22 protein-coding genes and 1 riboswitch are annotated in these 21,781 nt (G+C 34.2%); of the genes, 12 read left to right on the top strand and 10 right to left on the bottom strand.

The window, feature by feature from the left end; all coding sequences use genetic code 11:
- Positions 1-370 precede the first annotated feature (370 nt).
- A complete protein-coding gene (locus EKG35_RS16660; protein ID WP_126295673.1) occupies positions 371-991 on the top strand; it encodes an NUDIX hydrolase in 621 nt (206 codons plus the stop codon).
- Positions 992-1,230: 239 nt separating this feature from the next.
- Here EKG35_RS16660 and EKG35_RS16655 read toward each other — a convergent pair whose 3' ends face one another.
- From EKG35_RS16655 to EKG35_RS16635, 5 genes are all read right to left on the bottom strand, one after another.
- Complete coding sequence (locus EKG35_RS16655; RefSeq protein WP_126295672.1) at positions 1,231-1,863, bottom strand: response regulator transcription factor; 633 nt, start codon at positions 1,861-1,863, stop codon at positions 1,231-1,233.
- Between the two features lie 9 nt (positions 1,864-1,872).
- Positions 1,873-2,982 carry a sensor histidine kinase gene (locus tag EKG35_RS16650; RefSeq protein ID WP_126295671.1) on the bottom strand — a complete coding sequence of 370 codons (1,110 nt, stop codon included), beginning with the start codon at positions 2,980-2,982 and terminating at the stop codon, positions 1,873-1,875.
- Complete coding sequence (gene liaF / locus EKG35_RS16645; RefSeq protein ID WP_126295670.1) at positions 2,979-3,662, bottom strand: cell wall-active antibiotics response protein LiaF; 684 nt, start codon at positions 3,660-3,662, stop codon at positions 2,979-2,981. Before liaF ends, EKG35_RS16650 begins: the two co-directional genes overlap by 4 nt.
- Before the next feature lie 117 nt (positions 3,663-3,779).
- Complete coding sequence (locus EKG35_RS16640) at positions 3,780-4,430, bottom strand: PspA/IM30 family protein (protein ID WP_126295669.1); 651 nt, start codon at positions 4,428-4,430, stop codon at positions 3,780-3,782.
- 12 nt (positions 4,431-4,442) lie between these two features.
- Positions 4,443-4,796, bottom strand: a complete 354-nt coding sequence (locus EKG35_RS16635) for a lmo0954 family membrane protein (RefSeq protein WP_126295668.1) — start codon at positions 4,794-4,796, stop codon at positions 4,443-4,445.
- A gap of 231 nt (positions 4,797-5,027) precedes the next feature.
- On the opposite strand from EKG35_RS16635, the gene sirA reads away from it, so the two are divergent.
- Complete coding sequence (gene sirA / locus EKG35_RS16630) at positions 5,028-5,456, top strand: sporulation inhibitor of replication protein SirA (RefSeq protein WP_185807795.1); 429 nt, start codon at positions 5,028-5,030, stop codon at positions 5,454-5,456.
- 134 nt (positions 5,457-5,590) lie between these two features.
- The gene (locus EKG35_RS16625) at positions 5,591-5,812 is read left to right on the top strand and encodes a YneF family protein (RefSeq protein ID WP_126295666.1); all 222 of its coding nucleotides are present in this window, start codon (positions 5,591-5,593) and stop codon (positions 5,810-5,812) included.
- Between the two features lie 228 nt (positions 5,813-6,040).
- Here EKG35_RS16625 and EKG35_RS16620 read toward each other — a convergent pair whose 3' ends face one another.
- Entirely contained in the window at positions 6,041-7,000 is a 960-nt protein-coding gene (locus tag EKG35_RS16620; RefSeq protein ID WP_126295665.1) for an alpha/beta hydrolase, read from the bottom strand.
- Between the two features lie 254 nt (positions 7,001-7,254).
- Here EKG35_RS16620 and EKG35_RS16615 point away from each other — a divergent pair, with 254 nt between their 5' ends.
- Positions 7,255-7,503 carry a YqkE family protein gene (locus EKG35_RS16615; protein ID WP_126295664.1) on the top strand — a complete coding sequence of 83 codons (249 nt, stop codon included), beginning with the start codon at positions 7,255-7,257 and terminating at the stop codon, positions 7,501-7,503.
- Between the two features lie 154 nt (positions 7,504-7,657).
- Here the strand turns inward: EKG35_RS16615 and EKG35_RS16610 are convergent, their stop codons facing one another.
- Positions 7,658-9,007 (bottom strand): amino acid permease, encoded by a 1,350-nt coding sequence (locus tag EKG35_RS16610; protein WP_126295663.1) that lies wholly within the window; start codon positions 9,005-9,007, stop codon positions 7,658-7,660.
- 131 nt (positions 9,008-9,138) lie between these two features.
- On the opposite strand from EKG35_RS16610, the gene EKG35_RS21055 reads away from it, so the two are divergent.
- The gene (locus EKG35_RS21055) at positions 9,139-9,285 is read left to right on the top strand and encodes a hypothetical protein (RefSeq protein WP_185807794.1); all 147 of its coding nucleotides are present in this window, start codon (positions 9,139-9,141) and stop codon (positions 9,283-9,285) included.
- A 252-nt stretch (positions 9,286-9,537) separates the two neighbouring features.
- A riboswitch (glycine riboswitch) is annotated at positions 9,538-9,614 on the bottom strand.
- Positions 9,615-10,085: 471 nt separating this feature from the next.
- Positions 10,086-13,295, top strand: a complete 3,210-nt coding sequence (locus EKG35_RS16605) for a DEAD/DEAH box helicase (protein ID WP_126295662.1) — start codon at positions 10,086-10,088, stop codon at positions 13,293-13,295.
- A 253-nt stretch (positions 13,296-13,548) separates the two neighbouring features.
- Here EKG35_RS16605 and EKG35_RS16600 read toward each other — a convergent pair whose 3' ends face one another.
- The 3 genes from EKG35_RS16600 to EKG35_RS16590 all read right to left on the bottom strand — a co-directional run bounded on the left by EKG35_RS16600 (position 13,549) and on the right by EKG35_RS16590 (position 16,007).
- On the bottom strand, positions 13,549-14,181 hold the full coding sequence (locus EKG35_RS16600; protein WP_126295661.1) for a hypothetical protein: 633 nt from the start codon (positions 14,179-14,181) through the stop codon (positions 13,549-13,551).
- A gap of 441 nt (positions 14,182-14,622) precedes the next feature.
- Positions 14,623-15,111, bottom strand: a complete 489-nt coding sequence (locus EKG35_RS16595; protein WP_246020447.1) for a VanZ family protein — start codon at positions 15,109-15,111, stop codon at positions 14,623-14,625.
- Positions 15,108-16,007, bottom strand: a complete 900-nt coding sequence (locus EKG35_RS16590; RefSeq protein WP_126295660.1) for an aldo/keto reductase — start codon at positions 16,005-16,007, stop codon at positions 15,108-15,110. The genes EKG35_RS16595 and EKG35_RS16590 overlap by 4 nt, the downstream gene beginning before the upstream one ends.
- Before the next feature lie 85 nt (positions 16,008-16,092).
- Here EKG35_RS16590 and EKG35_RS16585 point away from each other — a divergent pair, with 85 nt between their 5' ends.
- From EKG35_RS16585 to EKG35_RS16560, 6 genes are all read left to right on the top strand, one after another.
- Positions 16,093-16,635, top strand: a complete 543-nt coding sequence (locus tag EKG35_RS16585; RefSeq protein ID WP_126295659.1) for an NUDIX hydrolase — start codon at positions 16,093-16,095, stop codon at positions 16,633-16,635.
- Between the two features lie 109 nt (positions 16,636-16,744).
- A complete protein-coding gene (locus EKG35_RS16580; RefSeq protein WP_126295658.1) occupies positions 16,745-17,254 on the top strand; it encodes a hypothetical protein in 510 nt (169 codons plus the stop codon).
- A 66-nt stretch (positions 17,255-17,320) separates the two neighbouring features.
- A complete protein-coding gene (fur, locus tag EKG35_RS16575; RefSeq protein WP_126295657.1) occupies positions 17,321-17,776 on the top strand; it encodes a ferric iron uptake transcriptional regulator in 456 nt (151 codons plus the stop codon).
- Between the two features lie 140 nt (positions 17,777-17,916).
- On the top strand, positions 17,917-18,819 hold the full coding sequence (xerD, locus tag EKG35_RS16570) for a site-specific tyrosine recombinase XerD (RefSeq protein WP_126295656.1): 903 nt from the start codon (positions 17,917-17,919) through the stop codon (positions 18,817-18,819).
- Between the two features lie 179 nt (positions 18,820-18,998).
- The gene (deoB, locus tag EKG35_RS16565) at positions 18,999-20,177 is read left to right on the top strand and encodes a phosphopentomutase (RefSeq protein WP_126295655.1); all 1,179 of its coding nucleotides are present in this window, start codon (positions 18,999-19,001) and stop codon (positions 20,175-20,177) included.
- 12 nt (positions 20,178-20,189) lie between these two features.
- Positions 20,190-21,494, top strand: coding sequence for a pyrimidine-nucleoside phosphorylase (locus tag EKG35_RS16560; protein WP_126295654.1), 1,305 nt, complete (start codon positions 20,190-20,192; stop codon positions 21,492-21,494).
- Positions 21,495-21,781 lie beyond the last annotated feature (287 nt).

The raw sequence follows: 21,781 nt of genomic DNA, 5'->3' as shown, positions 1-21,781 counted from the left end.
GGCCACTGTTTGTTTAAATTCTTGATTATAACGTTTTTGACTCATAATTCGGACACGACCTTTCGTTAGTTCAATATTAATGACTTAACCTAGTTGTGTCCATAAATCTATACTACATCTAGGACCTAAAACTTCTGTCACTTTATAGTTAGTAATATTTTCGGTAGTAACGATAATAATAGGGACCCCACCTTTAACTGAAGTAATTAATACATAGTTATTTTACTTATTATAGTAGGGATATATTACTTCTTACTTTTGAGGATTTCAAAGCCGTATTAATTCATTTAGGATTACTTTGGATATTCTTTATCCATAGAACTTTTAATGATACCATTAAAATAACAAATTATTGAGGTGAAAAAGATTAATGTTCTTAGATAGACTAAAATTACAGTTCAATCAAAACCAATCCCTATTTATAGGGGAGGAAACGGCTTTTCGTTCTGCTGTTTTGATTCCATTAGTTCAAGTAGAAGGAGAATGGCATGTCCTTTTTGAGGTACGTTCTTTTAATATGAGAAAACAGCCAGGGGATATTAGCTTTCCTGGTGGTCGAATTGACTCAACCGATGCATCTCCAATGGATGCCGCTTTACGAGAAACTTATGAGGAATTAGGTGTTGATCCAAAAAAGGTTACTATTATTGGAGAATTAAGTCCCTATATTGCTTCTCCAGCGTTTGTCGTTTACCCGTTTATAGCAACCATTGATTATAATCAGATGATTCATTCATACAACAAAGAAGAAGTGGAAGAGGTATTTACAGTGCCAGTTGAATGGCTATTAAACTATAAACCGTATATGCATTTGGTATCTGTCCAGCCAATGCCTTCATCAGACTTTCCATTTGAAAAAATTATGAATGGTGAACAGTATCAATGGGGAGCTCGCGTAATGGAAGAATGGTTTTATGATTATGAGAAATATACAATTTGGGGATTAACAGCTAGAATCTTAAAACATTTCATAGAAGTTATTAAAAAGTGACTAATCATCATGCTAGCTAGGAGATATAAATTATCTTTATGAGACATCCTATGCAACCATCCATTATTAGAATTGACGCTAAAAATTTAAAGATTGAAGAGTTAATACGAGAGTGGAATTTTATTTATCTGCTCCCTAAATAAAAAGCATATTCGGTATGCCGAATACGCCTTTTCATTTAGGGAAAGTTCATATCAAGATAAACAGATCTTTCTGTAATACTCTAAGAATTACTTATTCTATTTCACAAGTCCATTTTGAAATGCATAGACAACGGCCTGTGTTCGATCTTGAACTTCTAGTTTAGCTAAAATATTACTGACATGAGTTTTTACTGTTTTTAAGGCGATGAATAATTCATCTGCAATTTCTTGATTTGTTTTCCCTTGTGCAACTAATAGGAGAACTTCCATTTCTCTTTCTGTTAGTTGCTCGTGAGGGGAGGAGCTATTTCCATTGCGCATTCTGCTTACCATTTTCGTTGTAACCTCAGGCTCTAACACTGTCTCACCGTTAACAGTTTTCCGAATCGCTTCTGCAATTTGTTTTGCGTTGGATGTCTTTAAAATATAACTGATGGCACCTGCTTCAAGTGCAGGATATACTTTATCATCATCTAGAAAACTTGTAACCATCATAATTTTTGCTTCAGGCCACTTTTTTAAAATTTGCGCAGTTGCCTCAGCACCATTCATAACAGGCATAACATTATCCATTAATATAATATCTGGTTTTAAAGCAAGTGCTTGCTCAACGGCTTCAGCACCGTTTTCCGCTTCACCAACAACTTCAATATCCTGCTGGGCAGAAAGATAGGCGGAAACCCCAATCCGTACCATTTCATGATCATCCGCAATTAGTACTTTTATCATCTTATCACCTCAATGAGATTCCTCATTAGAATTTGTTCTATTTAACTCCAACTTTGTACCCTCTACCGATTCTTTTAACTGCTCATTTTTCATATCAGTAGAATTAGAATTATTTGTTAATGGTACTTTTACCTCTACAATTGTTCCTTCACCTGGCACTGAAACGATTTTATACGTACAGCCTATTTCAACTGCACGTTCTGCAATATTTTTCAAGCCATATGAAGTGGATTTATCATCTTCTATTTTAAATCCTTTGCCGTTATCTTGAACACGCAATATTGCAAAATTATTTCTATTAATTAATAACAACTCTACTTCTGATGCCTTTGCATGGCGTAAAGTATTGGATAGTGCTTCTTGGGCAATACGGAATAAATGATCTTCCTCTGCCTTCGATAACTCAATCTCTTCTATTTGATAGTCAATATTAAAATAGACCTTCTGTTGAAGTTCAAGTATTAACTCCCTCAAACCTTGTGCGAGGGTATTGTTTCGCAATGCAATAGGTCGTAGATGCAATAATAATGCACGCATTTCTAATTGCGCTTGTTGCACAATTTTTTCAACCTGCATTAATGTATTTTTTGAACGATCCTGTTCATTTTCTTGTTCAGTTACTGAGGATAGCAGCATAGATGCTGCAAAAAGCTGCTGCGACACTGAATCATGTAACTCACGAGCAAGTCTTTGACGTTCGGCAACAATTCGTTCTTGAATTATTTTATCGCTTGCTTCTGCTTTTTCATTTGATAAACGCTGCAAGCTTTTCCTTTGTGTTTCAATTAAGTTATTCGTTTGGAGGAGAGCCTTTTTTAGAGCATGTGGAACATGTTTTTTCTTTAATGAAAAGTCGGGTTCTACTAATTTTTTCACATAGCGTGTTGCAGCATTTTCTCTGGTTTTTGCAGCAATACTTACCCAAATACTTATAATAATAGCAACGAATAATAGCATTATAATAACGATTACAAATAAAGGTAATTGCTCATATTGCTGCTCCCATAATATACTCCAGTTATCTTCGTTAGGTTCACCAAAAAATAAAAAGATAAAGCTAAACATCATTCCACTTAGTAGCAGAAATATAGTGAAGGTGCGAAAGACGAAAGAAATCATTTTCGAATCACCTCCACATCACCAAGCCAAGTTGCCACATGGATGACAAGGTTTCGTTTTACGTCGTCTGGATTTCCATCTTCATAAATAAGCTGTTCATTCAATAAACGTTTAGAGGAATTTCCTAAAAGTTTCGCTTCACCAAGAACAGTTGAATATTGAAGACGGAAAGGTACTTCATACGGTAAAATAATTGTCACTTTACCAATAGACTGGCGAACTGTAATAACAGAAGTGCCAGCGGGTAGAATTGTTTCGGTTACATCAATTGTAATATCACCAATAAATTGCTGAATATTAACATCTTGCCATTTGTAATTTTCAAGGGGTGTAGATGAGCTGCCAATTAAATTATTTTTTCTAATAGTGCCAGTTTCAAAAGATTGAGTATCAATCGTAACAATTTTTTGTTCCTTTGTTATATGTTTATATAATATATAAATAAGAACACAAACAATGAGCAAACGTAGGCTCCATACTGTTAAGATTGCTAAAAAAATAAAAAAACATCCAGTCCAAAATAAGCTTTTCATTTTTTTTGAAAAACTATAATAGAGTGAAAGCGCCCCAATAATAAGTAAAAAGGCGCCACCATTATTAAAAATTGTGAGCTCCATGAACACAATTAATAATACGACAATTGTGATTAAAGTTAGTTGGTTCGTACTAAATCTGTTCAAAATGGTTTCTCCTTTTCACAAGTTTGTCATAGATGAAGGGCAAAATCTATTTATTTACAACACCATAGGAGAAGACCTTTATATAAAGCCTTCTCCTAATTGGTAATTATAACATGATTAATGTGTTTCGTTAGATTGGTTTTCTTCTTTTAAAGCTATTGTTGTATTTTTATTTTCTAATTGAGTTAATCTAGCCTCTAATTGAGTTTTTTTGTAATCTTTTTCTATTTTATTTGCAATATTGTCAATATAAGAAGATAGCTCATCAAAGTTTGTTTCGTTGTTTGACTGTAAAATGTGATCCATTTTATGGTGAGCTCTGCTGACGTTTTCTTTACCCATCAGTTGTAATTGACGAACTTTCATATCTTTAATTTTATGTTTCATTGTTTCAAATTTATTTTCTAGTTGAATTAACTCTTTATTTATATGCTCGATACTGTTGGTAAGCGTTAATTGACGAGTATTGTAATTTTCAACCTCTTGTAATGCGAATTGTATTAAATCTTCCTCACCACTTTGTTGCGCGAGCTGAAGCTGGGTTGTTCTTTTTTCCAGCATATTCGTTGTTTCTTTTAATTCGAGTTGTAATTGTTCTTTCAATTGAGAATGTCTTTGAAGTAATTTCCCAGTTTGCTCAGTTTGTTTCTCGGCTTCGCGAATATATTGATTTAACATTGCGATTGGATTTTTGCTCTCTTTTTTATCAAATAATTCATGTAAATCCGCCTCTATTGAATACTTAAATCTTTTTAATAAACTTGTCATGTTAATCTCCCCTTATTTTGTTAGTTTTGCCCATTCATTTTCAAAGTTAGTAAACGGGTCATTTTCTTTAACTTTTAAAGTGCTAAATGATACTTCTTCGTTGTTCCATTTTTTATAAAGGACATATAGAAGAATTAATGCTGCAAGACCGACTAAAGCTGGAACGTTTGAAATGGCAGAAAATACACCAATTAAACCAATTACAACCCATAAAACTTTCGTAAAGACTGATTTTGCTTTAACGTAATAATGCATTCCTAAGTAAATAAGTAATGCTGAAAAAGCAAGCCCAATTAGTGGTCCTGTCATACAAAGTGCAACAATAGCTGCTATGACTCCTACCAATAAGATTAATAATTTTTTCATTTACTTTTGCTCCTTTCGTTTGTACCTTTATGTTATCTCTCAACTTAATTTCTTAAAACAGCCTACAATTGCATTTTGAACTAGGTCTTGAGTCTGAACACTTCTAGGAAAACTGTATGAATTTAGCTTTTCATGGTATTTTGACAAAAATAGAAGGAGCACCATGACACTAACTGACAAAAATTTTAAATGAGTTCTATTATAATGTGGTTAAAGAGAGGAGGACAAACTATGAGAACGTATTCAATATTTAATATTAAAAAACAGTACCAATCTTTTATATTTGGGAGAGAAAGATTGCTTCTTGAAATGGTATCGGCAAAAGAGCAAACTCTCGAGTCCTCCATTAGCAAGCAGCTAAGCTATCTCTGTGAACCAATTGAAGGATATTTGGTACAAGGAATTATATATGAACATTTACAAAAAAGTTTTCCAACAATCGAACGGGTAGATGATTATTTAAGTTTTGAACACCAATTAAAAGGTGGGCTTAAAATAAAAGTTTACACATACTATATTGAAGCAATTTGCGAGGGATCGCGTATGTTGGACCTAGATTTATTCCATAGCTTAAGTCAAATGAATGATTCATTTCTTGCATTTAATAAAGAGGAATCAGAGTGTGGGTGGTTAAAACCAATAAAACACGCTTCTTATTAAATTAAAAATTATTATAAAAAAGTGTTGTTGCTAGAAAAAACTATTGAAAAGCTAGTAACAATGCAGTTAATAGTGTATAATCCTTCATGGAGAGTTTATCTCGGAGTAATTCGCAAGTGGAGGAGGTAGGCACAATGGAAACTTGGATTTGGATTATTATTGTAATAGTCGCTCTAGCTGGGGGCGTTGCACTTGGTTTTTATTTAGCACGTCAATATATGATGAAATATTTAAAAGAAAACCCACCAATTAATGAACAAATGATTCGTGTAATGATGGCTCAAATGGGTCGTAAACCATCTGAAAAACAAGTTCGTCAAATGATGGCTCAAATGAACAAATTACAAAGTAAATAATAATCATAACAACAGTTTACATAGGTCAAACTGTTGTTTTACTTTTTTAAGGTAAAATGAAAGAGCGTTCCTGCCAGGGAGCGCTCTTTCTTTAATGTTTAGCATAAGATATCAAGCTCCTCGAGGATCATATTGATAAAAGTCCCCTTCTGGTTAGGGGAAAATAGTTAGCCATATCGATTAGATATGCGCTTAAGCTTTAATCGATTGCATGCTAAGGCCTTTTCTTTATGATATTTCCTTTTCAGCAGGGGAGCTTGATTCATCTGTAAAAATATATCTTTGTAAAAACTCGGACACTGTATTTTCATATTCAACTGTATTTTGATTAAACGATTGAGCATGTGCACCTTTTTCGAAAAGCTTTAGCATCTTTGGTTCGCTTTTTACTTCAAACATTTCCTTTGTCATATAAGGAAGTATAAAATCATCTTCTAAACTATGAATAAACAACATCGGTGATTTAATATTATTTATAGCCTCTTTTGGCGTCACACTTTTTAAGGAATAGCCATCTCGTAATCGTAGGAAAATATCAGCTAAATGTAAGGGGAGTTTTGTTCGTAGTATTGTTTCCTTTTTTACAATATAAGAAATTAGCTCTGCAAAATTCGAAAATCCACAGTCTGCAATATAAAAGTGAGCACCGTCTTCAATTAACCCAGCATATAAGATCATACTCGCTGCACCCATCGACTCACCATGAATACCGACTATCGCATCTTCACCGACAATTGATTTAACGGTTTTGACAACTGCTGCAATATCAAATTTTTCATAATAGCCATAGCTTGTCGTTTTCCCGCCTGATTCACCATGGCGTCTATGATCGAAAACAAATGAGTTGAAACCGAGCCGCTCAAACATACGTGCATATTTTACAGAATTAATTTTGTTTTCTGTTACACCATGACAAATGATAATTGTATTTTTGGTTTGAAGAGGCATAAAGAAAATACCTTTTATAGGATATCCGTTTGGGGAATCAATACTTAACTCTTCTTTCGGACAATTATGGAACCATGCTTCATCAAAACGTTGTGCTTTTAATTCACGATCATAAATAAAATTAGCATCTTTATTTTTAATATACATAAGGCGATTTGTCGCAACGAAGCCAAAAATTGCAGTTGCCGATGAAAGAATAGTTGTAATAATACTTGATAGCCAGAAAAATTTTCGTTTCATTAAAAACACCTCGATTCATTTTTAGTATTGAAATTTCACCTTCGGACTATTCACTTCGCCATTAAATTGATTTTAAGGTAGTTATAGAAGATAGAGAGGAGAGAGTGATTATGATACTGTCGAAGTGCAGTGATTATTCTTATATTACGTCTTTAGAATGAGTTAAGTTCATAATACAAACTGTTTTTCAAGAGAGTTTTTGCAAATCATGATAAACTAATTAAGAATGATTAATTTTGAGTAGGTGATACATGATGTCAAAAAAGAAAAAACAATTAAATAGCCAAGCATCAACGAGCGATGATGCACTTACATTAAAGGATCAGCTGGATGGAGATATTCTAGCAAAACTCAAAGCCGCAAAGCAGAGTCTAGTAGCTGAAGAACAAGCAAAAGAAGAGGAAAGACAAGCAAGATTAGCTTTTGAACGTAAGCAACGAGAGAAAAATATGAGTTTTGAAGAATTGCTTGAGAAATATGGAGATAAAGGTTCAAAGTTTTAAAAATTTACTTTGAAAAAACAATCCAAATTTTATCCGCCGAAATGGTCAATTTATCCGCCAATTTCAGCAAAATATCCGCCAAAATTGGCAATAATTCCGCCAAGCATTAGAAAACTTGGCTTATGCAGATAAGAAAAAAGGGCAAAGCAATCAATTAAGATTGCCTTGCGCTTTTTCTATACCTGTACGTAATTAATAATATAATAAACCAAATAGGCGTTAATAATAAAGCGGTTCTCGTTTCTGCAGAAATAAACATAATGACTAAAATTGCTGCAAAAAGTACTAGTACCACATAATTAATAAATGGTGTAAATGGAGCTTTAAATGTTGATTTTTCATGTAAATCTCGACGCATTTTCTTATAACGGATATGTGAGATTAAAATAATGCTCCATACCCAGATAAAACAAATTGCACTAATTGTAGTGACAATACTAAATGCAGTATCAGGAATCACATAACTTAACAACGCACCAATTGAAATAACGATTGTTGAAACAATCAATGCATTACTTGGTACATGGTTTTTATTTAATTTTGAAAATGTTGAGGAGCCTTGTTTATTTTTACTTAAATTAAACATAATACGGCTAGTTGAAAACAATCCACTGTTACAAGCAGATGCAGCAGATGTTAGTACGACAAAATTAATAATACCAGCTGCAACGGGTATGCCAACTAGAGAAAATACTTGTACAAATGGACTGCTGCTTGCACTTAATGAAGTCCAAGGATTAATACATAAAATAACAAAAATAGCCCCTACATAAAACAGTAATATTCGAACTGGAATTTTATTAATTGCAGACGGTATGTTTTTTTGTGGATTTGATGTTTCAGCAGCAGAAACGCCAACTAATTCAACACCAACAAATGAAAAAACAACCATTTGGAATGCAAATAAAAAGCCGGTAAAGCCATTAGGGAAAATTCCACCATGATTCCACAGATTTGCTGCAGAAACTGTACCACTGTTTGTTTCGAATCCGATTATAATCATTATTATCCCAATAATAATTAATGCAATAATGGTAATTACTTTGATTAATGCAAACCAAAATTCTAATTCACCAAACAGTTTTACTGTTAGCAAATTTAAGCCAAGTAAAAGCACCAAACATACTAATGCAGGTATCCATTGAGGTATATCGAACCAATACCGAACGTAGACACCAACGGCTATAATATCGGCCATTGCTGTCATAATCCAACAAAACCAATATGTCCATCCTGTGACAAAGCCTGCCCATGGTCCAACATAATCTACTGCAAAATCAGTGAATGATTGGTAGCCAGCATTTGATAACAATAATTCACCTAAAGCACGCATGACAAAAAATAATGCAGTCCCAATAATTAAATAAACGAGTAGTATAGAGGGACCTGCTTTTTCAATTGCCGCTCCAGATCCTAAAAATAACCCAGTCCCAATTGTTCCGCCTATTGCGATCAATTGCACATGTCTGTTTTTTAAATCTCGTTTTAATTCTTGTTGTTCCACTTGAATGCCCCCTAAAATTTTGTTTTGCGGTTGAACGGAAAGGGGGTCCATTCAGGCTCTTCTAATTCATCTTCATTCATTAAGTTTTAGTGTACGCAAGCAAAGACCGGCTTGATGGCGAAGCGTCGGCCATGAAGTACAATTTCAATGTTATTATAAGCCAGTTGAATGAAGATAAGTCTTTAGTGATGTCAAATTTTAAATGTACTGGTACAATTCAAAATCTAAAGCTGCAAAATCAATTTCCTCTAATGTTAATCGATTATGCAGAGAGTTAAATAACTTCTGTAATGAATGAATCAAAAAATGACAGTTAACTAAGACTTAAAAAAATAAAAAATGAGATGGTACGAGCCCATCTCATTAGACAATAAAAAAATAACAAATTTACTTTCATTCAGTAAAAACTGAATGATGATAAAGCCTCTGACAGATGTCACGGATTACATAAAGAAGTTGACTCATGTTTAGACGAGTCCGAAATCCGGATGCAATTACGCAAAGGCGTAATTTTAAGGCATAAATTTATCTGTTACTTTTCTGTCCTTTTGCCTGAGATTGTGAACCCTTCGGCGTCGCAAAATGCGATCTCTCCAGAAATTGCTCCTGCTATAGTGCCCCCATAGCAATCACCGCTATTGTATTGATACAAAACAAAACCATAACCAATAGATGCATAATCTACTCACTTAATTGTTTTGTAATATTTAAAAATAGTATCAGTGTTGTAAAAGATAAGCAAGACTTTGATAGTAATTTATTATCCTAGGAAAGCAAATTTCTGTTCCTAATAGATAAATGTAAGTGAAATCTAGCATTAAAGGGATTAAAAAAATATGAATCAAAATAATGATGAGGTTGCTGAAAATTTACTACAAGAATATCGGTGAAAGGTTATAAAGCATTTTACGCATATAAGGAAAATGATCTATAAGATTGGCGAATTTCTCTTACAAACCTTCTTTTTTCTTATTGCTTTTCTCGAAGGCTTAATTAAACCGTGATAAAATATAGTTAGGACCATTACTGAAATTATAAATCAATTACTCCCCTATACAACGAAAAGGAGCAGTCAAACATGAACATAAAACTGAACCAGAAAATCATTAAAGAAATGTGCGGTACTGTCTCCTTTAAAAGAGGAGACTCTTTTTATCGTGCGGGGAAAGTGTCATTACTCCAACATAACGAAGAGTTTTGTAAAGCGATAGTTCATGGAACAGAAGACTATCATGTCACAATTAGAAAAGAAGATTCTGGTGGCATCAAGACGGCCTGTACCTGTCCTTCTTTACCAAATTTTAAATATTGTTGCCAACATACTGCTGCTGTATTGATTGCTATTTATGAGCATAAGAAACAAGGAAACATTACTTCTCAAGTTCAACCATCTAACAATCACAATTTTACAGATACCTTTATGACACTCTTTTCAGAAAGTAAGAGACAGACAAGCGGTCACCAGCTTCACTTTGAAAAGCGAGAGATAATTGATGTTCACTTTACGTTAAAACCGATTTTAATTGCGACTGATGAATATTTGTTTGGTATTGAACTAGAGATTGCTCAAACGCAGGTACCAATGATTCGAGAGTTTCTTCAGGATGTAAGCGAAGGGAAATCGAGTAACATATTTTCTGTATTGGAGTATGATCCGAACCTACATTGTTTTACAGAGGAAACCGATGCATTAATTCATCAGCTCATTCATGTTGTTCTAGATGAAAAAGCTTATATTGAGGCAATACCTAATCGACATGAGTATACAAATCGAAATCAAACTTTACTCATCTCTCCCACAGCATGGCTAAGTTTACTTCCAATGCTTACAAAAGTGCCATTCATTAAGCTTGAAGAGGAAAATAATCAAATCCTTCATGGCCTTCACATTCAGGTTGGTCCTCCTCCACTTCACTTCTATTTGGAGAAGGGTAAGGTAAATAACTATCGATTAACTGTAAAGGGATTAGATCAATTAATTCCTCTAAGTGCCTATCATTCAGTTATTAAAAATGGGGAAATATTTCAGTTAGAAGGACAAGATTTTGAACGTTTGATGCAATTGAAGCAAATGCTTCAAGGATTAAGTGCAGCTCAAATTCCTATTCAACACGAACAAATTGACTTTTTTCTAAAAAAAGTGGTACCTGGCTTGAAAAGGATTGGCACTGTTCAAGTTTCAGATGAATTAACTCAAAACTTTATGCGAACTCCATTAGTTGCAAAAATTTATCTAGACCGTTTAAAAAATAGGCTTCTTGCTGGCCTTGAATTTCATTATGAAAATATAGTAATACAACCATTAGAAAGTCGTGACATTCCAAAAGGACCAATGATTATACGAGATCTTGAAAAAGAAAATGAAATCCTTGAGCTAATGGAACAAAGCGGTTTTACAATTACAGAAGGCGGCTATTATATGCAAAATGAAGAATTGGAGTATGATTTTTTATATCATCAACTTCCAAATCTTCAGCAACTTGCACAAATATATGCAACAACCGCTGTCCGAACTCGCATCATGAGAGAAAATGCAACTCCGAGAATCCGAATAAAAGTTCCAAAAGAACGAACCGATTGGCTTGAATTTAAATTTGAAATGGATGGAATTCCTGACAAACAAATTAAGGAGATACTTGCTGCACTACAATTAAAGCAGAAATATTATCGTCTCCCAAATGGCTCACTTTTATCACTTGAGACAAAGGAAATGGAAGAAATACATCGTTTTCTAAATGCAATACCGATACAGGATGATCATTATGAGGCTACATTAAATATGCCAATTAAAGAAAGTTTAAGATTTCTTGATTTACTAGAGGATGAACAAATTTTTACTGTAGAGGAATCATTCCAACAGTTTGTACATCAACTATTAGAACCAAAGAATTTAGATTTTGTGGTACCTGAACAGTTAAATGACATTTTAAGAGAGTACCAAAAACAAGGCTATAAATGGATGAAGGCCCTTGCAACTTATGGGGTCGGCGGAGTTTTAGCAGATGATATGGGGCTTGGGAAAACATTGCAAAGTATTGCTTTTATTGTTTCTGAATTATCTACGATTCGCCGTGACAAGCATCCAGTATTAATTGTTTGTCCTTCATCTTTAACATATAACTGGCTGCAAGAAATAATGACGTTTGCTCCAGAGCTTCAAGCAATTGTTATTGATGGGAATCAAGCAGAACGTCAAAAGATACAACAAAGTTTAGAAGACATTGATGTAATCATTACGTCTTATCCATTACTGCGACGCGATTTGAAATGGTATGAGAAACAAATCTTTCATACGGTTTTCTTTGATGAGGCACAAGCATTTAAAAATCCGATTACCCAAACTTCAAGAGCTGTTAAAAAAATTCAAGCAAAAAATCGCTTTGGTTTAACAGGAACTCCAATTGAAAATTCACTTGAGGAATTGTGGTCTATTTATCATGTAGTCTTTCCGCACTTATTTCAAGGGCTGGAGGAATACAGCCATTTGACAAGAAAAGCAATTGCTAGAAGGGTTCGTCCATTTTTACTTCGTCGTGTAAAGGCGGATGTCCTTACTGAATTGCCTCAAAAACAGGAGTTTCTCGAATTATCAGAGCTGTTACCTGAACAGAAAAAGCTCTATTTGGCTTTATTAGCAAAGCTCCGACATGATACATTGAAACATCTCGATAAAGAAACGTATCAGAAAAATCGTATTCGAATATTAGCTGGTCTGACAAGATTAAGGCAAATATGTTGTCACCCCTCTTTGTTCATCGAAGGGTATAGTGGAAGCTCAGCAAAATTTGAACAATTACTGCGATTAGTTGAGGAATCAAGGCTTTCTGGCAGAAGGGTGTTAATATTCTCTCAATTTACAAAAATGCTAGAGCTGATTGGGAGAGAGTTGACAATGCGCGGTCACACCTATTTCTATCTTGATGGAAATACCCCTTCTGAAAAGCGACTAGATCTTTGTAATCGATTTAATGATGGGGAGCGGGATTTGTTTTTGATTTCCTTAAAAGCAGGAGGTACAGGTCTCAACCTTACGGGTGCGGATACTGTTATTTTATATGATCTTTGGTGGAATCCGGCAGTAGAGGCACAAGCAGCAGATCGTGCATATCGAATAGGCCAAAAAAATACAGTCCAAGTAATTAAGCTTGTTGCTCGGGGTACGATAGAGGAAAGAATAAATGCACTACAAGAAAAAAAGAAAAACCTTATTTCAGACATTTTGAATGAAGAAGAAAATACTTCAGCTGCATTGACTGAAGAGGATATTCGTGAAATTTTGATGATATGATTAATTATTTATAAAAGAAGGACAAGATGTTACGGTAAATTGAACTGCATCTCCGATTGTTAATTGCCTAACAATTAGGGGGTAGTTCAGATTTAACTATTCATCAAGAAAGTTAGAAACCCTATCCTGCTTTTAATTAAAGAAACAAGATCATCATGTTTTTTAAGTAATGTAGGAAGTGACTAAATAAAGAAAAACAGAAACCATTTTTTCCATTGTTTCAAAATGGTTTCTGTTAGTTCTCTTAAAATAATTAATTACTTACCTTTACAGATTCGGTAATGGCATTGAAGTCTTGAAGAAGTTGGTCGTAACTTTCAGGTGTACTTGCATATGTGAAGATAAAGACTTGATTATCAATTATAAAAGTTCTTTGATTTAATTTAAGGGTACCTTGTTCAGTGTGATTTAAACTCACTACTTCATTCCATTCAATGTCATTTGAAGTGTAATATTCATCACTTAAATATTCAAAACCTGTATTTGCGGTTGCATATTTCATATATTCTTCTAGACTTAAAGGTTCCGCTAATGGCTCTAATACAATATTGAAACTAGTGCCAGTGGAAGAGTCAAGCATATAAGCATCAACTGGTAATTGCTGTTCGCCTAAATCCAATTTTTCAGCATAGTTAGGGATATTAAAAGAAACACCCTCGAAACTTGTGCTTATCACTTCATTATTTTCTTCATTTACACTTGATTGAGAAGTTTCAATAGTCTCGTCTTCACTTGATTGTTGTTGTTCGCTGCCCTCATTTGTTGGCGCTTCGACCTCTTGTTCTTGTTCCTCCTGAGTAGTATCAGCTTCTTTTGAGCCGCATCCTACTAATAACAACGTACCAAATAAAACGGTACTAAAAAATCCAATGAACCTTTTCTTCATTTAACTGGTTCCTCCTAAACATTGATAGCTAAATTATATAATAATAAACCACTGATAATCTATGCTATTCGTTCAATAATATGAAAAACGTGGAAAATAATTACATTGTAATAAAGCTGAATGAGAAAGAAGATGTGAGAGGAAGAGTTGTATACTGTCGATTTTTATAATAAATCATTATTTGTAATAGATAATTGATATGCTTAATACTAAATGCAATGAATCATTGAGCCATTGTGCTGAGCTTGAATAGTTTATTATCCCTCAAAATAAAAAAATTCTGAGCCTTATTAATCATTTTTATGTAGTAAGGCTCAGAATTTTTGATTGGATTATTAAATGTATTGCTTATTGTTATACATAGGTAGTAGGTTGTGCAAATATCACTACTCGAATTAATAAATCTCTAGTAAGTGATGAATTGTTTTAAACAATTATTGTTTAATGTTTTTTCCTTTTCCCTACTTTTTGAAATATGGTCAAACCTATTTTAAATAAAAAAACAAATATAATTGCTCCAGCTGTATCTAAAAGGACATCATCAAATACGCCTGTTCTACCTGCTATGTATCGTTGATGTAGTTCATCTAAACAAGCGATGATAAATGTCGTGAATACAGCATAAATTACAGGATATTTACGCTTGAACCTTCGATAAAACAAGTAAAATACTATGGAGATGAAACCATATCCAACAAAATGGAACCCTTTTCTAATTAAAAATTCTACAAAATAATAATATCCTCGTGTTTCAACTGAAATGGTCTTTCCCCAATATGTTACTTCGATTTTACTTAATAATTCATAAAAAGGCTGCTCCTTAAGTACTTCTCTTAATTCTGGAATAATCGTTTGCTGTTGATAGGGCATATTTGATAAATAAGTTAACACGAGTAGAACGCCAATAATTAGAAAAATATATTTCTTCATCGATGTTCTGTGTACACATCTCGTTTTGTTATGTCATTTACTAATGTAATGTTATCAATCGTTTGTGCTTTTTCGTATGCCTTTATATTTTCAATAAGCTGCTGTTTTGAACGCGCTCCAATAACAGTAGAAGCAATTACCGGGTGGCTTAAGTTAAACGCAAGTGCAAGCGCGTGGATATCGCCAAATTCATTTTGTAAATTGGTTAACACGTTTGCTAATTCTGCTTTTGAATAATTCATATATTTTTCTAATTTTGTTAATCTATTATTCCAATCATTTGTCAGGATTCCTTTAGCAATTGAACCGCGTGTTACAACCGATGCTCCAGTATTATCAATAAGATCAAACCATTCCTCTGCACGGCGATCTAAAATACTATATTGCATCATATTAGAAACTGCATTGCTATTTTGTAAAAAAGGTTTGAAAACATTTGGTCGAATGGACGAAATGCCATATTCACGAATAAGCCCTTCCCTTTTTAATCGTTCAAATGTATCAATAATTTCATCCCAAGGGTCTTCTATTGTACCGCCGTGAAGTTGATAAACATCAATATAATCTGTTTTTAACCGACGAAGGCTCTCTTTAAGTCCACTTTCTATATGTGCAGGGGAGGGGTCCCAGTGCCAGCCATCCTCATTTTCATTCCAGCGATTTCCCACCTTTGTTGCAATTATTACTTGTTGACGATGTGGTTTTAAAATTTCGCCGACAATTTCTTCATTTATACCTTTATCATACAAATCAGCAGTGTCAAAATAATTTATGCCATTTTCTATCGCTGCTTCTACAATTAGTTTTGACTCATTTATATCTGTCGGCAGCGACATACAGCCAAAACTTATTTCTGTAATTTGAATTGAACTTTTTCCAAGTGTTCTTTTTTTCATTTTTTCCCCTACTTTCTTCCAAACAAATTCTATAACTAATGGTACAATGAAACTAATAAACTCTACAAGTGAGGGCATTTTATAAATGAAAAAATTTGAAGAAAAAACCACTCATTCAAAACAGCTATTTAAAGGGAAGGTAATCTCTTTAAAAGTAGAAGATGTAATATTGCCAAATGGCAAAGAGGGAAAACGAGAAATAATTAATCACCCAGGGGCCGTTGCAATTATTGCCATTACGGATGAAGGGAAAATTGTACTTGTTGAACAATATCGAAAGGCGCTGGAACGTTCAATTATAGAAATACCTGCTGGAAAATTAGAGCCTGGAGAAGAGCCTGCTGTTACTGCAAGAAGAGAATTAGAAGAAGAAACAGGTTATGGCTGTCATAAGTTAACTTATTTACAAAGCTTTTCTACATCCCCTGGCTTTGCAGATGAAATTATACATTTATTTGTTGCAGAAAATTTGTATAAAATAGAAGAAAAAGCAGAGCTTGATGAAGATGAGTTTGTCGAGCTTTTAGAAGTTACAATAGAGGAAGCAGAAGAAATGGTAAAGGATCAACGAATTTATGATGCAAAAACTGCATTTGCAGTATTATGGATGAGATTATCTCAAAAATAATAAAATTTTGTCAACGAAAATTTGATAGATTATACCGAAATTCGAACATAGATTAAGGGTATATTGATAGAGGACGAGCATAAGCTGTATCAACGAAAGGAGAATGCTTATGTTTCGTTCTGTTCTATTTATTCAATATGCAGTAATTCTAGCAATTAGCTTCGTAAGCGGTGTAGTTTGTTTTCAAATTTTTTCTTTGGACAAGTCAATGAAGTTAATAGAGTATATTGATCCGAGAGTTCTTGATTTAACAGACATATCAATTTGGAATACGATTTTGCCGCTTGCTGCTTGGGTTGTCCTTGTATTATTTTTTGCAACGCATCCTTTTTTGCACGTATTAGCAAAATTTATCGTTGCAGTAAAGATAACGTTTTTTGGGTTTAGTTCTGTTTTTCTACTAACTCAACAAGAATCTTTGATAACTTATAGTGTTTGGTGGTTCCCATTTCAATTAATTTATTGTTTTTTACTCTTTATCTTATGCTCAGTTAATTCAACGAAAAAAATTGGTACTACTCGTAAAAATTTATTTTCTCAAAAATTATTCGTTACCATTATCATAACTCTTACTATTATTTGTGTAGGAGAGATCTTTGCAATTTCTTACATTTTATAATTAATCCCTCTCTTGTAATAAGTTTTACTCATTTGGTATAATGGAATGAGTTTAGGAGGGCGTCTTATGGAAAGCCGTATTGATCGTATAAAAAAGCAACTACATAGTGCTGGCTACAAACTGACGCCTCAGCGTGAAGCGACAGTTGCGGTACTATTAGAACATGAAGAAGACCACTTAAGTGCTGAAGATGTATATTTACTAGTAAAAGATAAAGCACCGGAAATTGGTTTAGCTACCGTTTATCGAACATTAGAATTATTAACTGAACTAAAAATTGTCGATAAAATTAATTTCGGGGATGGCGTATCACGGTATGATCTTCGACAAGAAGGTGCAAAACATTTCCATCATCATCTTGTTTGTATTGAATGTGGTGCAGTTGACGAAATTCAGGAAGATTTGTTGGATGATGTTGAAGCAGTTGTAGAAAAACGTTGGAATTTTATTATTAAAGATCATAGATTAACATTCCACGGAATATGCCATCGTTGTCACGATAAGGAAAATGAAGAAAAATAACTTGAAAGGATGTACGATTCGCAAATTTGGCGAGTTGTACATTTTTTCTTTTTTGTCCACAAAATACGGACTGTTAGTGGATACTTGTACACTTTCTTGAAAAAAACTATCATTGGAAATATGAAGGACAGGTGATAATGATGAACGATGCAAAAGAAGCCATTTTAGATTATCTTCATTTTTTACAGGTTGAAAGACAGCTTTCACATAATACGTTGGCTTCATATCGACGGGATTTAGAAAGCTATGTTGAACATATACATAACAATCAAGGATTAACGAATTTGAATGAAGTAGAACGTTCTCATATTCTTTTTCATTTAGAAAACCTTCGCGGACAAGGAATTTCATCAAGAACAATTGCACGTCATATTTCTTCAATTCGTTCATTTCATCAATTTTTGTTGCGTGAAAAAATTACAGAAAATGACCCAACTGTTCATTTAGAAATGCCGCAGATAGAACAAAAACTTCCTAAAGTTTTATCAATTGAAGAAATTGACTTGTTAATTTCAGCACCAGACCAGATGAAACCACAGGGGGTGCGTGATGCTGCGATGCTTGAACTTTTATATGGTTCAGGGATGCGAATAAGCGAATGCATCGGTCTAAATCTAAATGACGTTCATTTAACAATGGGATTTGTTCGGGTATTTGGTAAAGGAGGCAAAGAACGGATTATTCCACTTGGAAAGACTGCAATTAGAGCTTGCGAAAACTATTTGCAAAATGCCAGAGCAAAATTGCAAGGGAAGTATCCAAAAACAGATGCTTTTTTTATTAATCAACGAGGAAAACGTTTAACTCGGCAAGGATGTTGGAAATTATTAAAAGAGCATGCTGCAAAAGCCAACATCAAAAAAGAAATAACACCACATACTTTAAGACATAGTTTTGCTACACATTTAATTGAAAATGGTGCAGATCTTCGTGCAGTACAAGAAATGTTAGGGCATGCAGACATTTCTACAACTCAAATTTATACACATATTAGTAAAACGAGATTATCAGAAGTATATAAACAATTCCATCCAAGAGCGTAAGCATCCGAACAAGTATAAAAAGCAAAAAGAAGGAAAATAAAAATTTAAAATGAATCAAGCTGCTCTAAAAGTATGTTGAAAAGTAAGCGCTTAAAAATTTTATTAAAATGGTTAGATGTCTGACCTTTATTTCTTATGGTAATTTAGTTAATATATAGTTGAAAGAGGAGGACGTATTTATGAAACCTTTTAAAAAAATACATGTAGTTGTTCTTGATTCTGTAGGGATTGGAGAAGCACCTGATTCACACAAATTTGGAGATGAAGGTGCAGATACACTAGGGCATATCGCACAAGAAATGAATGGATTAACAATGCCTAATATGCAGTTGCTTGGTCTATCAAATATACGTGAATTAAAGGGCATTGCTAAAGTCGAAGAACCGAGAGCATTCTATGGAAAAATGCAAGAAGCATCTGTAGGGAAAGATACGATGACTGGGCATTGGGAAATTATGGGGTTAAATATTGATAAACCGTTTAAAGTTTATCCTGAAGGGTTTCCAAATGAATTAATTGAACAATTAGAAGCTAAAACGGGCAGAAAAGTAATTGGTAATAAGCCTGCTAGTGGTACCGAAATTATTGAGGAATTAGGAAAAGAGCATATGGAAACAGGTGCAATCATCGTCTATACATCTGCTGATCCGGTTCTACAAATTGCTGCACATGAAGAAATTGTACCGTTGGAAGAACTTTATAAAATCTGTGAGATTGCTCGGGAAATTACACTTGAACCTGAGTTTTTAGTTGGTCGAGTTATTGCGCGGCCTTTTATTGGCACGCCAGGTAATTTTACACGAACTTCAAACAGACATGATTACGCACTAAAGCCTTTTGGTCGAACAACAATGAATGAATTAAAAGATGCTGAATATGATGTAATTGCAATCGGTAAAATTTCAGATATTTATAATGGAGAAGGTGTTACTGAGGCGATTCGTACAAAAAATAATATGGACGGAATGGATCGATTTGCGGAAGTAGTAAAACGTGAATTTAATGGCATCAGTTTCTTAAATTTAGTTGACTTTGATGCCAACTATGGACATCGCCGCGATCCAATCGGTTATGGAGAAGCGCTTGAAGAATTTGACCGTCGCTTGCCAGAAGTGTTAACTGCACTAGATGAAGAAGATTTATTAATTATAACTGCAGACCATGGAAATGATCCAACATTTCCTGGAACAGACCATACACGTGAATATGTTCCATTGCTTGTTTATTCACCAAGATTTAAAAAAGGCAGTGAACTACCACTACGTGAAACATTTGCGGATATTGCAGCAACGATTGCGGAAAACTTTAATGTAACTGCACCACCATTTGGTACAAGTTTTTTATCTAACTTGAAATAGGGGGACAACATAATGAGAATGGTTGATATTATTGAAAAAAAACGAAATGGTGAAGAACTAACAACTGAAGAGATTCGTTTTTTTGTTAATGGCTATACAGAAGGTACGATTCCCGATTATCAAGTAAGTAGTTTAATGATGGCTATTTATTTCCAAGATATGAATGATCGTGAAAGAGCTGATTTAACAATGGCAATGGTTGAATCGGGAGATCAAATTGATTTATCAGGAATTCAGGGAATCAAGGTTGACAAACACTCAACCGGGGGTGTAGGAGATACGACAACTTTATCACTTGCTGCAATGGTTGCTGCTTGTGGTGTCCCTGTTGCCAAAATGAGTGGTCGTGGATTAGGTCATACTGGTGGCACAATCGATAAATTAGAGTCTATTAAAGGGTTTCATGTTGAATTATCCAATGAACAGTTTACAAAACAAGTAAACGATATTGGCACAGCGGTAATTGGCCAAAGTGGCAATTTAACTCCTGCTGATAAAAAACTTTATGCTTTGCGTGATGTAACAGGAACAGTTCCGAGTATTCCTTTAATTGCAAGCTCCATTATGTCGAAAAAAATTGCTGCTGGAGCTGACGCTATTGTGTTAGATGTCAAAACAGGCGATGGGGCATTTATGAAAACATTTGAAGATGCTAAAAGTTTAGCCCATGCCATGGTGCAAATCGGCAATAATGTTGGTCGAAATACGATGGCAATTATTTCGGACATGAGTCAACCATTAGGCTTTGCAATTGGCAATGCTTTAGAGGTAAAGGAAGCTATTGATACATTAAAGGGGAATGGACCTGAAGATTTAATGGAGCTATGCTATACATTAGGTTCTCAAATGGTCGTGTTAGGTGGAAAAGCAAATTCAATAGACGAGGCCCGTGTAAAACTGGAAGAAGTCATTGCAAACGGCCAAGCATTAGAAGTGTTTAAGAAGTTTGTCACTGCACAAGGCGGAGATGCTTCAGTAGTAGACAATCCTTCACTACTACCACAAGCAAAATATCAAATTGAATTACCTGCAAAAAAATCTGGTTATGTTGCTAAAATCGAAGCTGATGATATTGGGGTGGCTGCAATGTTGCTAGGTGCAGGCCGTGCTACAAAAGAATCTACTATCGATTTATCTGTAGGTCTTGTTCTTCATAAAAAAGTGGGAGATGCCGTTCAAGAGGGTGAAACTCTTGTTACGATTCATGCAAATAGGGAAGATGTTTCAGAAGTGGTAGATAAACTTTACAAACATATTGAAATTGTTCAAGATAAAGTGGAAGCTCCAACTTTAATTAAAGAAGTAATTGCAGGATAAAGGAATGGTTAAATATATTTGAAGTTCAAAGTTAGTGGCGCATATTGAAAAATACGCTGCTAACTTTTTATATTATATAAGCGGAAGAATATAAAATGTTGGAAAAGATTTGCTATTATTCATGAATATTTATTTAAGCAGCGTGTTTGTTAAAAACATGCTTTTTTTTTTTTATGTGTGCCAGGCATGGCAACTATCTAGGTGGTGAAAGTCCACTGTGGAGGTACACATCGACCAACCACTAAGGAAGCGCAAGGTACTTATCGCGAGATAAGGGCTGGAGGAAG

The organism is Lysinibacillus telephonicus (genome assembly GCF_003966145.1).
Classification (GTDB): Bacteria; Bacillota; Bacilli; order Bacillales_A; family Planococcaceae; genus Ureibacillus; species Ureibacillus telephonicus.
This window is presented reverse-complemented; position numbering and strand designations above follow the sequence as displayed.

Excerpts from the sequence above, each read along its gene's own strand:
- EKG35_RS16655 (WP_126295672.1), bottom strand. The coding sequence starts at position 1,863 with ATGATAAAAGTACTAATTGCGGATGATCATGAAATGGTACGGATTGGG.
- EKG35_RS16615 (WP_126295664.1), top strand. The coding sequence starts at position 7,255 with ATGTCAAAAAAGAAAAAACAATTAAATAGCCAAGCATCAACGAGCGAT.
- EKG35_RS16560 (WP_126295654.1), top strand. The coding sequence starts at position 20,190 with ATGAGAATGGTTGATATTATTGAAAAAAAACGAAATGGTGAAGAACTA.
- EKG35_RS21055 (WP_185807794.1), top strand. The coding sequence starts at position 9,139 with ATGAAGTACAATTTCAATGTTATTATAAGCCAGTTGAATGAAGATAAG.
- EKG35_RS16590 (WP_126295660.1), bottom strand. The coding sequence starts at position 16,007 with ATGAAAAAAAGAACACTTGGAAAAAGTTCAATTCAAATTACAGAAATA.
- EKG35_RS16635 (WP_126295668.1), bottom strand. The coding sequence starts at position 4,796 with ATGAAAAAATTATTAATCTTATTGGTAGGAGTCATAGCAGCTATTGTT.
- EKG35_RS16640 (WP_126295669.1), bottom strand. The coding sequence starts at position 4,430 with ATGACAAGTTTATTAAAAAGATTTAAGTATTCAATAGAGGCGGATTTA.
- EKG35_RS16620 (WP_126295665.1), bottom strand. The coding sequence starts at position 7,000 with ATGAAACGAAAATTTTTCTGGCTATCAAGTATTATTACAACTATTCTT.
- EKG35_RS16660 (WP_126295673.1), top strand. The coding sequence starts at position 371 with ATGTTCTTAGATAGACTAAAATTACAGTTCAATCAAAACCAATCCCTA.
- EKG35_RS16650 (WP_126295671.1), bottom strand. The coding sequence starts at position 2,982 with ATGATTTCTTTCGTCTTTCGCACCTTCACTATATTTCTGCTACTAAGT.
- EKG35_RS16595 (WP_246020447.1), bottom strand. The coding sequence starts at position 15,111 with ATGAAGAAATATATTTTTCTAATTATTGGCGTTCTACTCGTGTTAACT.
- EKG35_RS16580 (WP_126295658.1), top strand. The coding sequence starts at position 16,745 with ATGTTTCGTTCTGTTCTATTTATTCAATATGCAGTAATTCTAGCAATT.
- EKG35_RS16585 (WP_126295659.1), top strand. The coding sequence starts at position 16,093 with ATGAAAAAATTTGAAGAAAAAACCACTCATTCAAAACAGCTATTTAAA.
- sirA (WP_185807795.1), top strand. The coding sequence starts at position 5,028 with ATGAGAACGTATTCAATATTTAATATTAAAAAACAGTACCAATCTTTT.
- EKG35_RS16625 (WP_126295666.1), top strand. The coding sequence starts at position 5,591 with ATGGAAACTTGGATTTGGATTATTATTGTAATAGTCGCTCTAGCTGGG.
- deoB (WP_126295655.1), top strand. The coding sequence starts at position 18,999 with ATGAAACCTTTTAAAAAAATACATGTAGTTGTTCTTGATTCTGTAGGG.
- EKG35_RS16605 (WP_126295662.1), top strand. The coding sequence starts at position 10,086 with ATGAACATAAAACTGAACCAGAAAATCATTAAAGAAATGTGCGGTACT.
- fur (WP_126295657.1), top strand. The coding sequence starts at position 17,321 with ATGGAAAGCCGTATTGATCGTATAAAAAAGCAACTACATAGTGCTGGC.
- EKG35_RS16600 (WP_126295661.1), bottom strand. The coding sequence starts at position 14,181 with ATGAAGAAAAGGTTCATTGGATTTTTTAGTACCGTTTTATTTGGTACG.
- xerD (WP_126295656.1), top strand. The coding sequence starts at position 17,917 with ATGAACGATGCAAAAGAAGCCATTTTAGATTATCTTCATTTTTTACAG.